Origin of the sequence: Acinetobacter geminorum (genome assembly GCF_013009345.1) — a bacterium.
Lineage (GTDB): Bacteria > Pseudomonadota > Gammaproteobacteria > Pseudomonadales > Moraxellaceae > Acinetobacter > Acinetobacter geminorum.
In genome coordinates this window covers 106,533-119,970 of sequence record NZ_JABELE010000007.1, presented here as the reverse complement: position 1 = coordinate 119,970, position 13,438 = coordinate 106,533, and the positions used below count along the sequence as shown (strand labels likewise).

At 37.8% G+C, this 13,438-nt stretch carries 11 protein-coding genes; 4 read left to right on the top strand and 7 right to left on the bottom strand.

From position 1 onward, the window contains the following. Positions 1 to 122: 122 nt before the first annotated feature. A complete protein-coding gene (locus HJG58_RS08375) occupies positions 123 to 1,541 on the top strand; it encodes an aspartate ammonia-lyase (RefSeq protein WP_170248550.1) in 1,419 nt (472 codons plus the stop codon). Positions 1,542 to 1,597: 56 nt separating this feature from the next. On the opposite strand, the gene HJG58_RS08370 is transcribed toward HJG58_RS08375, so the two are convergent. After that, on the bottom strand, positions 1,598 to 3,814 hold the full coding sequence (locus HJG58_RS08370) for a TonB-dependent siderophore receptor (RefSeq protein WP_170248549.1): 2,217 nt from the start codon (positions 3,812 to 3,814) through the stop codon (positions 1,598 to 1,600). Between the two features lie 516 nt (positions 3,815 to 4,330). Here HJG58_RS08370 and HJG58_RS08365 point away from each other — a divergent pair. After that, the gene (locus HJG58_RS08365) at positions 4,331 to 5,617 is read left to right on the top strand and encodes an MFS transporter (RefSeq protein ID WP_170248548.1); all 1,287 of its coding nucleotides are present in this window, start codon (positions 4,331 to 4,333) and stop codon (positions 5,615 to 5,617) included. A 320-nt stretch (positions 5,618 to 5,937) separates the two neighbouring features. On the opposite strand, the gene HJG58_RS08360 is transcribed toward HJG58_RS08365, so the two are convergent. After that, entirely contained in the window at positions 5,938 to 6,546 is a 609-nt protein-coding gene (locus HJG58_RS08360; protein ID WP_170248547.1) for an FMN-dependent NADH-azoreductase, read from the bottom strand. Positions 6,547 to 6,641: 95 nt separating this feature from the next. On the opposite strand from HJG58_RS08360, the gene HJG58_RS08355 reads away from it, so the two are divergent. Beyond that, on the top strand, positions 6,642 to 7,037 hold the full coding sequence (locus HJG58_RS08355) for a winged helix-turn-helix transcriptional regulator (protein ID WP_086264635.1): 396 nt from the start codon (positions 6,642 to 6,644) through the stop codon (positions 7,035 to 7,037). Here the strand turns inward: HJG58_RS08355 and HJG58_RS08350 are convergent. Further along, positions 7,034 to 7,888 carry a helix-turn-helix domain-containing protein gene (locus HJG58_RS08350; protein ID WP_170248546.1) on the bottom strand — a complete coding sequence of 285 codons (855 nt, stop codon included), beginning with the start codon at positions 7,886 to 7,888 and terminating at the stop codon, positions 7,034 to 7,036. The two genes, HJG58_RS08355 and HJG58_RS08350, sit on opposite strands and share 4 nt — an antisense overlap. Positions 7,889 to 8,054: 166 nt before the next feature. Here HJG58_RS08350 and HJG58_RS08345 point away from each other — a divergent pair, with 166 nt between their 5' ends. Beyond that, the gene (locus HJG58_RS08345) at positions 8,055 to 8,972 is read left to right on the top strand and encodes a DMT family transporter (protein ID WP_170248545.1); all 918 of its coding nucleotides are present in this window, start codon (positions 8,055 to 8,057) and stop codon (positions 8,970 to 8,972) included. Positions 8,973 to 9,035: 63 nt separating this feature from the next. Here HJG58_RS08345 and HJG58_RS08340 read toward each other — a convergent pair whose 3' ends face one another. The 4 genes from HJG58_RS08340 to HJG58_RS08325 all read right to left on the bottom strand — a co-directional run bounded on the left by HJG58_RS08340 (position 9,036) and on the right by HJG58_RS08325 (position 13,389). Continuing rightward, positions 9,036 to 10,007, bottom strand: a complete 972-nt coding sequence (locus HJG58_RS08340) for a homoserine dehydrogenase (protein WP_170248544.1) — start codon at positions 10,005 to 10,007, stop codon at positions 9,036 to 9,038. 109 nt (positions 10,008 to 10,116) lie between these two features. After that, positions 10,117 to 10,908: a sulfite exporter TauE/SafE family protein gene (locus HJG58_RS08335; protein WP_086264631.1), complete on the bottom strand. Its 792-nt coding sequence runs from the start codon at positions 10,906 to 10,908 to the stop codon at positions 10,117 to 10,119. A 120-nt stretch (positions 10,909 to 11,028) separates the two neighbouring features. Further along, complete coding sequence (locus HJG58_RS08330; RefSeq protein ID WP_170248543.1) at positions 11,029 to 12,684, bottom strand: bifunctional protein tyrosine phosphatase family protein/NAD(P)/FAD-dependent oxidoreductase; 1,656 nt, start codon at positions 12,682 to 12,684, stop codon at positions 11,029 to 11,031. A 9-nt stretch (positions 12,685 to 12,693) separates the two neighbouring features. Further along, positions 12,694 to 13,389 (bottom strand): MBL fold metallo-hydrolase, encoded by a 696-nt coding sequence (locus HJG58_RS08325; RefSeq protein WP_170248542.1) that lies wholly within the window; start codon positions 13,387 to 13,389, stop codon positions 12,694 to 12,696. Positions 13,390 to 13,438: the final 49 nt, after the last annotated feature.

Below are 13,438 nucleotides of genomic sequence, written 5' to 3'. Positions count from 1 at the left end.
TAGTTCTCTATAACATTAAAAATTTGATATGCAAAAAATGCATAATTAACTTGATAAATGCATTAGAAGTGAAGCATTTCGAAATCTAATATGAATTATCTTCTTTACTAATTCGAAGTTTAATGATGAACGCTGAAATTACCACCCGTATTGAGAAGGATCTTATTGGTTATAGAGAGATCAATAATAACGACTACTACGGAGTTCAAACATTACGTGCTCTAGAAAACTTTAATTTAACTCAAAGCAAGGTCGGAAATTTCCCTCACCTTATTAAAGCTTTAGCAATGGTAAAGCTTGCTTGCGCTGAAGCGAACTATAATCTCAAAAGCTTAGATCAGACTAAATTTGAAGCAATTGAATACAGCTGTAATCAGCTAATTCGCGGTAATTTTCATGACCAGTTCCCGATTGATATGATGCAAGGCGGTGCTGGTACTTCAACCAATATGAATGCAAATGAAGTATTGGCGAATGTTGCTTTAGAATATATGGGACATTCTAAAGGTCAATATCAATATCTACATCCAAATAACGACATTAACATGTCACAGTCAACAAATGACGTGTACCCTACTGCGATTCGCTTAGGTTTGTTATTAAGCTTAGATGAACTAAATCTTCCTTTTAACAATTTAATCTTAAGTTTCCGCAATAAATCTCAAGAATTTGCTCACATCCTAAAAATGGGCCGTACGCAGTTACAAGATGCGGTTCCTATGACATTAGGTCAAGAGTTTGGTGCTTTTGCAGTAACTCTACAAAAAGATCTTGAACAAATTAATACGCTTATTCCAAATGTTCTAGCTTATATGAACCTTGGTGGTACCGCGATTGGTACGGGAATAACCACTGAATATAGTTACCGTGAACTCGCTATTCAAGCACTTGCAAAAATTTCTAGTAAGAAAATTAAGTCTGCTCCTGATCTAATCGAAGCAACTTCAGATATGGGTGACTTTGTTCTTTTATCTGGTTTATTAAAACGTACTGCAACTAAACTTTCAAAAATTGCCAATGACTTACGTTTACTTTCAAGTGGTCCACGTACTGGCATTAATGAAATTAACTTAGAAGCACGTCAACCGGGTAGCTCGATCATGCCGGGTAAAGTAAACCCAGTTATTCCTGAAGCGATGAACCTTGCTTGTTTCCAAATCATTGCAAATGACTTAGCTGTAACTTTAGCTGCTGAAGCTGGCCAATTACAGTTAAATGCAATGGAACCACTTATTGCATTCAAACTGTTTGAATCTATGGATTTGCTTGGTAAGGCAATGGCAATGTTCCAAAGTAAGTGTATTGATACAATTACGGCGAACCCTGAGCATTGTAAAGCTTTGGTTGAAAACTCGATTGGTATCGTGACTGCACTTAACCCATATCTAGGTTATGAAACTACAACTCGTATTGCTAAAACTGCAAACGAAACTGGACAAAGCGTATTGGCTTTAGTTCAAAATGAAGGTTTATTATCGGCACAAGTGCTTGATGATATCTTGTCGATTAATAATATGGTTAAACCAAAAATGTCGGCTTAATTCCTGAAATAAAAAAGGAGCTTTGAAAAGCTCCTTTTTTATTTGCTCTATAACTTTTAAAAACTAAAAGTTGTAGAGAGCTGAGCTGTACGTGGATTACCTAAGAATAGATAGTCATCACCCATAAATGCGCCTACATCACGCCAATATTTCTTATTAAATAAGTTGTCAATATTGAATCTAAAAGTTGTGTCATGCCCAGCAAAATTTGTTTTATAGGCAGCACCAACATTAAAAACGCTGTAACCGCCTACTTTTACAGTTCCCTCTTTGTTTGCATATTTACTGCTACTGTATTGCATGCCACTGAGCAATCTTAATCCTTCAACTGAAGGTACTTTATAAGATAACTGTGCAGTTGCGCGTATTTTCGGTACATTTTGAGTTTGATGATCTTTGTAGCTATCACTATCAATATCAACTAGACGAGATTTGGTATAGGTAATGCCAGAGCTTACGTCAACTGTATCGGTTAATGCACCAGTTAAACCTAATTCAATACCTTGATTGTGCTGTTCACCTTGTTCAATAAAATCGAAAGTTCCATCAGCATTTACTTTGCTATATTGATTGTCTTGTTTTAAATCAAAAATAGCTGCTGTTAATAAGAAGTTTCGTATTTGTTGCTTAACACCAATTTCATATTGTTCAGAATTTCTAGGTGATAATATCTGGGGACCAGTGCCATACATGACATTGTTTGTATACCAAGGTGCTTCACCACCATCCGATAATTCTTTGGCATATGAAGCATAAAGATTAGTCTTAGCAGTTGGGCTATACATAAGCGCTAATTGTGGTAAGAACTTATTTAAATCTGTGTCTCGGCTTTGATGGCCATCTGGCTTATAGGCTTGTTCGTCAAGATGAATAAGTTTTCCACCCAATAAAGTTGACCATTGATCGTTAAACTGAACTCGGTCAGATATGGTAAAAGCAGTCTGATCGCTTTCTAGAGCTTTAAAGCGATTGCCTAATTTTTCTGGTGGCATTTTAAAATCTGATGAATCAGTATAAATATTGCCAATTTCATTCTCAATAAGTTGATTACTCGGATCATAACGCTTCAGGTTTTTACGTGTATTTTGCAATTCAAAAGCTACCTGATGCTGAATATTGCCAGTATTGAATTGACCCTCTAACCCAGCAGAAAACTGATTAGTTATACGTGTGTCATCTGGGCTACGATAGTCATAAAGATCATAGTTTCCATCTTTGTCAAATACTGCAAGTGGATTACCCGATGAATAATAACTTCCATAAGGAAACACAATATAATCATCAATCACAACACGGCTTTGAGACGCACTTAAGCTACCATTCCATTGCTCGTTAAATGCATATTGATATTTCAAACTCGCATTTACACTGTTATTTACAACAGGTTTACTCCAAGACTGGTAACCCAATAAACGGTCTTGATCTACATTTGTTGGTACTTCTTGTCCATCAAGCAGTTGATAACCTGGTACTGAACGTTGACTTTGATGCTGAGCTTCAATATCAAACAATAATTTAGAACGCTTATTAATTTTCCAGTCTAAAGCAACTGAACCAAACTCTCGTTTACCATTTGCGTGATCAACATTTGGATGGATGCTTTCATGGGCTAAATTGATTCGATAACCAAAACTATCATTAACAAAGCCGCCAACATCTGTTGCCAGTGTATAGCCGCCTTCTGAATTTGCATCTACAGTAATGTTTTTAACATCGGCTGGTCTTTTGGTGACATAGTTAACAACACCGCCTGGTGTCGACATTCCACTTTGAATTGCAGAAATGCCTTTTAAGATTTCAACTTGTTCTTTATTTTCTAGAGCCACATTTTGCTCGCCACGTATGGTATGGCCGTTAATGAGATAACTCGAACCTAAGTCAAGCGCAAAACCACGTGCTACAAAGTTTGGATAGTAGCCAATAGGAGCGTAGCCATCGCCTAACGATGAATCATTTTTAATAACATCAGTTAACGTTTTTGCGTGTTGGTCTGCTATGCGCGCAGTTGTAATGGTGGTAATAGATGCAGGAACTTTCTTTATATCACCAGTTTGAAAACCAGATAAACTCACTTTTTTAGATGTATATAACTCATCACTATATTGTGTAGCATTCACAGTAATGGTTGGGAGCTGCGAAACCTCCACTTCATTTGCATAGACGACAGATGTTATGAGTGCAATAGATGAAGCCAATGCTGTTTTAGAGCATGTCATGAAGTGAAGATTTAACGAATGTCTTTCCATTGAATAACTACCTGCCATACCGTGCATAATTCTAAAGCGCTAGAAATGAGTGCGGAGTCTATTTTTAGCCACGCAAGAATACAGCTACATATATTGAGAAACAACACATTCTGTACTTTTTCGATTAAATGAATGTGATACAACTTTTATGAACTTATCATTATATAAATTTCATTTATTTTATTAGGAATTGACACTATAACTTTTTAAGTATTACCAAATATTCAAAATAAACTTAAGCTCAAAATGGAACTTAAAAGGAGAAATAAAATAAAAAAATACCGTTGTTAAATTAGCTGATTGGTTTTCAATACAATTAATTATGAAGTTAAACGAAAGGAAGTGTTCGATCATTGGGGAAAATCTCTTTAAATCGAACAAAAGGACGTAATCTCTCTAGAATCGAATTTTAAAATTAGAAAAAATGAATGGTTAGGAATTTAAGGAAGTGCTCAGGCTCGAGTGATATTTAAAGTTTCATTCATTTTCTATCCAGCATATCTATAAATTCCTCATTTTTGTCTGCAAAATGATGGAAGAAATATGACATACACTCAGGAAGAAAAACGTAGCAGAATACGTGGAATTGTAGGCGCAGCCTCTGGTAATTTAGTTGAATGGTTCGACTTTTACATCTATGCAGTATTTGCTGCCTACTTTACTCAAGCGCTAACAGCACCTGATATGGATAGTACGACCAAGTCTATTTATGTTTGGGGTGTGTTTGCTGCAAGCTTTTTTATGCGTCCTATTGGTAGTTGGGTATTTGGACGAATTGCAGACCGACATGGTCGAAAAAAGTCGATGGTCATCTCAATTTGTCTGATGGCTTTGAGTTCTTTTCTATTTGCAGCCCTACCTACTTATGACCAAGTTGGCTTATTTGCCCCTTTCCTTTTACTTGTAGTGCGCTTACTTCAAGGCTTATCGGTTGGTGGTGAATATGGCGCTGTAGCAACCTATATGAGTGAATTAGGCTTAAAAGGTCAACGTGGTTTTTATGCATCTTTTCAATACGTCACACTCTCTGGTGGTCAATTACTCGCAAGCTTACTTGGTGTAATTTTATTAACGTTCTTAAGTGAACAACAATTACATGATGGTGGATGGCGTATTCCGTTTGTTATTGGTGGTATTGCAGCAATTTTTTCTTTGCTTGCACGTAGTCGCTTAGAAGAAACGCTTTCTCATCAAGACAGCGAACGAAAAGAATCTGGCAGCTTAAGAGAACTCTTTAAGAAACATTGGAAAACCTTTTTATTAGTGGTTGGATACACTTCTGCTGGTTCATTAACGTTTTATGTAGAGACCGTTTATTCAAAAACCTATCTAACCAATTTAGGGATGGATGGAAAAACTGTTGGTTATATCATGACCTTTGCCCTATTTGTCTATATGTGTGCTCAACCTGTATTTGGTGCTATTTCCGACCGTATTGGGCGACGCTCTTCAATGCTGGCCTTTAGCTTATTGTCTGCGATTTTTATCTACCCAGTCATGGTGATCGGGATGCGTGCCTATATTGATTCGCCGATCATTATTGCCTTGCTACTTATTTTTATGATGATGTTACTCAGTTTCTATACATCTATCAGTGGTTTGGTAAAAGCTGAAATGTTCCCACCTCATGTACGAGCTTTAGGCGTAGGTTTTTCGTATGCAGTAGGTAATGCTCTGTTTGGTGGTTCTGCACCTTCAGTTGCCTTACAGTTTAAAGCTGCCGGAATTGAAAACACCTTCTTTATATATGTAATTATCATGCTGATTATATGTTTCTTATGTAGCCTTGCGCTTCCGAAAAAACCTGATTATTTAGAACATGATCATTAAAAAGTAAAAGAAAGGTATTCTTCTAGAGATTTTTTAGAAGAATATCTTTTTAAAAAAATAAGAAAGTCATTTTTGTTCTGTATGCTATAGCTGCCTAGCACATCTCACTGATTCAATTAACTAAAAGTTACTAGTTTTTGATGTTCTTGATCCGTATGAATCAATTTTTTTGATGGCTTTCACCTACTCAAATGATTGATGGATTGGCTTGAGGTTAAATTGGCTATCTTTCTTTTAGTTATTTGCTGATTTAATTGACTCCTTAAAATCAAAATCTCTTTAAGGCCGGACAGTCATATTACTGTTCGGCTATTTATATATTAACCTGCTAACTGTGCGATTTGCGCAGCTGCATTATCTAAGGCAGCTTGACGTGCTTCTGGGCCGAAAGCGATCCCTTCCGCACGCACAAAAGTAATATCAGTAACACCAATAAAATTGAAAAACGCTTTGATATAAGTTTCTTGATAGTCTAAAACTTCGGCTGGTGAACCTTCTGAATACACACCACCACGCGAAGAAGCAATAATGACACGTTTACCTTCTACTAAACCTTGAGGGCCGTTTTCCGTATAACAGAATGTTTTCCCGGCAACAGATAGGCGGTCAAGCCACGCTTTTAACTGTGATGGAAAACTAAAGTTATACATAGGTGCGCCAATTACAACGATATCTGACGATAAGAACTCATCCAAATATTGGGTGTTTTGTGCAACACGTTGCTGCGCTGTTTCATTATTAGGTTCAATTCCTTGCCATGCCAAAAACTCAGCATCAGACAAATGAGGAATTGGTTCTAAAGCAAAATCGTGATGAATAATTTCTGCATTTGGATAAGCTGTGCTGAGCTTTCCAACAACAGATGAGGTGAGTTGGCGGCTAACAGACTGCTCACCTAATATACTTGTGTCAATTTGAAGTAGTTTCATCGTTTATACCCATAGTATAAAATTGTTACTTGAACTAATTATGTTACTACTATTATTCTTATGCACAAGAAGGCACATTTAGGGAACCAAGTAATATGACTGTAACCATACCTCATGATATCCAGAGTTCAGATTGTCAAAGAGTCAGTCAAGTCTTGGCTAGGGTTGGTGAAAAATGGAGCATCCTCATCGTAATGACACTTGCATCACGCCCACATCGTTTTTCTGAAATAAAGAGAAATATCAATGGAATATCACAACGTATGCTTACCTTATGCTTGCGTGGTTTAGAAAGAGATGGATTAGTTAAACGTACAGTTTATCCTGTAGTTCCACCTCATGTTGAATATGAATTAACTCCACTAGGCCATTCACTTACAGAACCTGTAATTGCTTTAGGCCAATGGGCGCAGCAGCATATTGCTGATATTGATGCAGCAAGAGCTGCCTTTGATGCAGCTCAGGAGAAACCAATTACATTAGACACTTAACGTAACTGCGAAGGACTCATGCCATAAAACTGTTTAAAGCGATGACTTAAATGGCTTGCTGAGCTAAACCCACATACTAGCGCAATATCTTGCAAAGAAAGCTGAGATGACTGAATTAGCCCCTTTGCCTTAGTTAAGCGTCTTTGCATGACATATTGGTGAGGCGCCATATTCGTGGACTGTTTAAACATATGGGCAAAATGATATTCGCTTAAATTCACAACATTTGCTAAGTCAGACAAAGTCAATGCTTGGTCTAGATGCCCTTCAATCCAGTCTTGAATATATTTGAGTCTATGAGGCGCCAGCCCACCTTTAATGACGGGTTGCTGCCACTTCACGTTGCTATATCTTCGAATTAAATGATTCAACAATAAACTTGCTGTTGTACTCATTTGCAAATGATTTGAAGAATCTTTCCAATCACAATCTAGCAAGAAGAATTGATATAACGCTCGAATCCGTTCATCGTCATTAAACACAACTTCGTTTAGTTCAATTTGATTGGGTTCTTTGTCCCATATTTTTTCGGCAACATCACGCAAGTGTTGGTCGGTATAATACAAGTGAACGAATTTAAGTCCACCTCGGATATCCCAAGTCGACTCCTGATGTTCAGGCAATAAGCAAAAACGACCCGGCCCGCCACCATTTTTCCAGCCTGCAGGTGTTTTTTGATAGCTTTCATAGCCATCTTGAATATAAAGACTTAGAGTGTGATGATCGCTACAGACACTTACACGATCTTGCTGATTAGACCAAAATGCAAGTTGCATATTTTCATCAAGCACCACAGTTTCGTGAAGCTTGGCTTTAGATTGCTGTAGATGTTCTAAAGTTTGATAGACCATGCAAAATTAAAACGAATATCATTGAGCTTAAGTTAACCATATTCAGCAAAATTCAGCTAGTTCAGTCATATAAAAAACGCAAGATCTTGCATGTACAACACAAGAATATATACGTGAAAAATGAAGCATTCCTAGATACTTAAGCTTGGTAATCGAGGATGAAGTTATGAATATTTTACTCTATGTTGCGGTGGTGTTGATTTGGGGAACAACATGGATTGGAATTGCCGTTCAAAGCCATTATGCAACACCCGTTGTCGCAATTTTATGGCGTTTTGCTATTTCAGCCTTATTACTTTGGGTTGTTTTACTATTTTCAGGAAAATTACAGCGAATTGCTTTAAAAGATCATTTGTTTTGTATACTACAAGGTCTTTGTGTTTTCGGCTTAAACTTTATTTGTTTTTATACCGCAGTTAAATATGTAAACAGCGGTTTAGAGTCCGTTATTTTTTCGATGGCCGTTTTCTTTAATGCTATTAATGCGCTTATCTTTTTTAAGCAAAAACCATCACCAAATTTTGCCCCAGCTGCAATTTTAGGACTCATAGGTATTGTTTTACTGTTCTGGCATGACCTGGTTAATAGTCAGTTTAATGCACAGTTACTAATGGGTATCGGTCTATGTGCAATAGGCACTTACGGTTTTTCTTTAGGTAATATGATTAGTGTTAGACATCAAAAACGTGGCCTAAATATCTTTTCAACAAACTGTTATGCAATGACCTATGGTGCATTGGTGATGTTAAGTCTAGCGTTATTTACTGGCCAAGATTTAATGCCGCCAATGAATTTCCCATTTTTAAGCTCGGTACTTTACTTGGCTATATTTGGTACTATTATTGGGTTCTCTGCTTATTTTTCTCTGGTTGGACGAATTGGCGCAGCCAAAGCAGCATATAGCACGTTGCTCTTCCCTTTAGTTGCTTTAACAGTTTCTACTTTCTTTGAAGGATATGTATGGACTTTAAATGCTGTCTTTGGAATTTTATTAATTTTACTCGGCAACTACTTAATGTTTAGTAAGTTTGAAATTGGAAAGAAGCTATTTAATAGTCAAAAAAGTTTTGAGAAGCAGGCATAAGCCTGCTTTTTTATAAATCATGATTAATTTTTAGCAGCCCATTTTTATCATCAACTCAAAATCTTATAAAGCCGCGGCTGCTGTGGCTAAAGGTGCAGATGCCCCTCCACTTACTACAAATTCACCCATTTCTTGCGTTAACACCCGAATGCATTTATTAGAACCTTGCAGATGAGCAAAAGGGTGATTTATCGGAACTAAACGTAACTCAACACCTGTTTGAATTTGCTGATTTTTCAGATGAATAAAACCAACCAGACGAGGAATTAAATCTTCTTTTTTCCAATCACGGATATGATCGGCAGTCACATGACTGATTCCTTGTCTTGGAATATCTTGAATTTTTATATCAGCTCCCAAAACAGTATTGGCTAGTATCGTAATTTTTGCAGCAGTATCCCATCCATCTACATCGAAAGAACTGTCAGGTTCCGCAATACCTTTTGCTTGAGCTTTTTCAAGAGATTCTGCAAACGCACATTCATGTTGCAACATATCATTTAAAATAAAATTTGTGGTGCCCGTAAAAACACCTTCAACTTCTAAAATTTGGCAGCCAGCTAGGTTATATTCAAACAAATCAACAGTTGGTAAGGCCGCAGCCGTCGCACCGCTAAAAAATAGTTTTTTATTCTGCTTATTTGCCAAGTTAATTAATTTTTTGCCTTCTACGACTAAAGCACCTTTAGATACCGCAATCGCATTCATGCTATGTGTTAAAGCATAATCTAAATAAAATAGACCCTTTCCACCTGTCACATAGTCACTTGGCCCTGTCTCAATAATGACATCTGCTTGAACCTGTTCTAAAAACTTTTGCTCAGTTACTCCTTCTTGATACTGTGTTTTATCTAGCCACTTTGCAGCTTGTAAACCTTCTTGGTCAATTAAGCCTGATGATGAGTTGCAGATACCCACTAAACGGGCATCAATTTGATATTTTTGTTTATAGTATGCTGATCGATTTAAAAGAAGCTCTGCAATTTGTTGCCCAATCCGTCCAAAACCACAAATTGCCACATTAATTCGCTTCATTTCATTTTCTCAAAAATTTAAATGGTTTAAATCAATTTTCCAAAGATGGTTTTAACATCTCATCTTGGGAAAATTGCTAATTATAGAGATGGTAAAAATACTATATCTCTTAGATATTTGTTAGATTAACAATCTTAATTACCATATAAATTGCGACAGCAAAAACCATTAAAGCAAAGACTTTTTGTACAATTGCAGACGGAATAAAACGAATAGCTCGGCGTCCTAATAACATACCGAATGCACATGCGAGTGCGAACGCACTAGTGATTGCTACTGGATAGTGAAAACCCTCTGCAATATGCATAACAATACTTATGCCACTAATGAGAAAAATAATCATAAGTGAGGTTGCAACAATGCTATGCATATCCAAATTTGTGACTTTTCTAAGCGCTGGCACAATTACAAAGCCGCCACCAACACCGAGCATGCCAGTTAAAAGCCCCGCAATAATCCCGATGCTGGCAAGAACGCTTCCCGTTTTAAAATTCCAGATAAAGCGTCCCGTACTTGGATTGACCTGACACGGCGGGTTATGAAAGTCTGATACTCGATTACTAATGAGTCGATAACCCACTGTAAACATGACCAAGCTAAACATTAACATGAGCCAGACAGGTGAAATCATGTTAGCTATTAAAATGCCGATATGTGCCATAGGAGCACCAATTAAAGCAATCCAAATAGCAGCACGATAACGAACTATCTTTTTAAATAAGCCTTCAATGGTTCCAATGAGTGTAGATAGCGCAACTGCCAATAACCCAATCGGTGCAGCTTGAGCCACGCTCCAGCCTTGACTGGTCATGAGCGCAGGTACAGCAAGAATACCGCCACCCGCACCGGTAAGACCAAGTAAAAAGCCAATCACAATGCCTTCAACGACAAGTAATAACATATTAAAAGCCTAAAATTGCCTATACATCGTTTGCAGTAGACTGCTGGTTAATGAGTGAGTAGATCTCATCTTCTTACGAAGCTTTAGTCTCTTCTCAGGGTAAAGATTATTAATCTTTACTTATCCTCGCTCAGGTTTGACCATCCACTCACGTCCCTTGAGCATGCCTTGCCAGTAAATCGGCGGTAAAATCTGTTCTTTAAGCAACCATGCCAAACGAGATGGTTTTTGCCCATCAATCACCCATTTTGGAAAACTTGGAAGTAATTTTCCACCATAACCAAACTCAGCCAGAACGATTTTTCCACGCTCTACGGTGAGTGGACATGAACCATAACCGTTGTATTCACAAAAGTTTTGCTCACCTTTGAGCTGGGCTATAACATTCACAGCAACGATCGGAGCTTGTGCACGTGCGGCAGCAGCAGTTTTGGCATTAGGCGCATTCATCACATCACCTAAAGCAAAAATATTGGCATGCTGGGTGTGTTGTAAGGTTTGAGGATTCACACTCACCCAGCCTGCTTCATCAGTGAGCGTACTGGCACGAATAAAATCCGGCGCTTGTTGCGGTGGAACAACATGCAATATATCGAAATCAGTCTCGACCAATGCTGCATTTTCATCATTCATGACCTTAAACCATGCTTTTTTTGCAGGCCCATCTACTTTGACAAGTTGATGGTTAAAATGAAGTTCAGAGTCATATTTTTCGACATATTGCATTAGTGCAGGTACATATTCCTTCACACCAAATAGAACAGCACCAGTGTTATAAAAATGGATAGAGATATCTTTGAGTTTGCCTTGCTTTAACCAGTAGTCAGCAGAAAGATACATTGCTTTTTGAGGAGCACCGGCACATTTAATCGGCATAGGTGGTTGAGTAAAGATTGCCGTTCCACCATTTAGCTGTTGCACCAGTTCCCATGTATACGGCGCTAAATCATAACGATAGTTAGACGTCACTCCATTTTTACCTAAGGTTTCGACTAAACCTTCAATACCATGCCAATTCAGTTTTAAACCCGGACATACCACCAACGCTTTATATTGTATGGGTTGGCATCCTTCCAAAATAACCTGATTATGCTCAGGGTCGAATCCGGCAACAGCTGCTTTCATCCATTTCACTTTTGAAGGAATCACACTTGCCATTGACCGTGCGGTTACTTGTGGTTTGAAAATACCGCCACCGACCATGGTCCAGCCCGGTTGATAATAATGTGTGTCTGCCGGATCAATAATGACAATATCTAAATGAGGTTCACGACATAAAAGACTAGACGCTACAGAAATTCCTGCTGCTCCAGCGCCCACAATCACAACGCTATAACAAGGAATAGTGGCTGGTTCATGGTCACGTTTTAAAATACGTGGCACTAAGCCTTTTAAGTTGAACCCAAGCTTATTACCCGATTCAACTAACAGTGTTGCATCTTTTGGGTCAATTTCAGCCAAAGCCCATAAACTGATTGCACGCATACCAGTACGGCAATACGCTAAAACAGGTTTCTGAGCATTCTGATAAAGATGTTTAAACTCAGCAACTTGTTGATCGGTAATTTTGCCACTGGTAACAGGTTGATAGATTACGTTTAGGCCATATTGTTGAGCTGCTTCTTCAATTTCAATTACATTGGGTTGATCTGCACCTTCTCCATCTGGACGGTTACATATCAGTGTTTTTATTCCTTGGCCTGCAATTTTTACGACATCATCGGCAGTAATCTGGCCCGCAACATAAAATTCTTGATTAACTCGTTTAAGTTCCATATTGCCACCTTATAATTGTGAAATTGAGCCGCAAGCCTGATTGGCAGGAAGTGCTTTATCGATTTGTTTTGGGTATGGCAGATTTAAATTATTCATTAATTCAATAAAATCGTCTCTTGAACGATTCTGACCTAAACGTGAGTTATTTAAACGTTCATTGCCAATCGTTGAAGATAAACGACCTTTGTAGTCGTGTCCCGGGTACACAATAGTATCGTCAGGCAAGCTAAATAGTTGTTTATGAATACTATCATAAAGTGTGCCGGCATTACCTTGCTGGAAGTCAGTTCGACCACAACCATCAATTAACAATGCATCACCAGTAAAAACCATATTTCCCACCAAATAACTCGTACAAGCATTGGTATGGCCTGGTGTATAATGGGCTTCAATACTGAAATTTCCCAGTTTAAGCATGCAACCATCAGTGATTAAAATATCTCCACAACTTACGTCTGAGTTTCTATGTAAAACCGATTTACAATGGAAACGTTCACGAAGTAAATTTGCAGCGGTAATATGGTCTGCATGAACATGAGTATCTAAGGTATAGATGAGCGTAAATTGATGCTGCTCTAATTCTTTTGCATAAATTTCTATATCTGATGCAACTGGGTCAATTAAAACGGCCTCTCGTGTTTCTTCACATGCAAGCATATATGTATAAGTCGAACTTTCTTGCTCAAAAAACTGTTTAAAGAACATGGTTTATATCCCCAATAATTTATTTCTTTCCTATATTTTGCAAATAAGA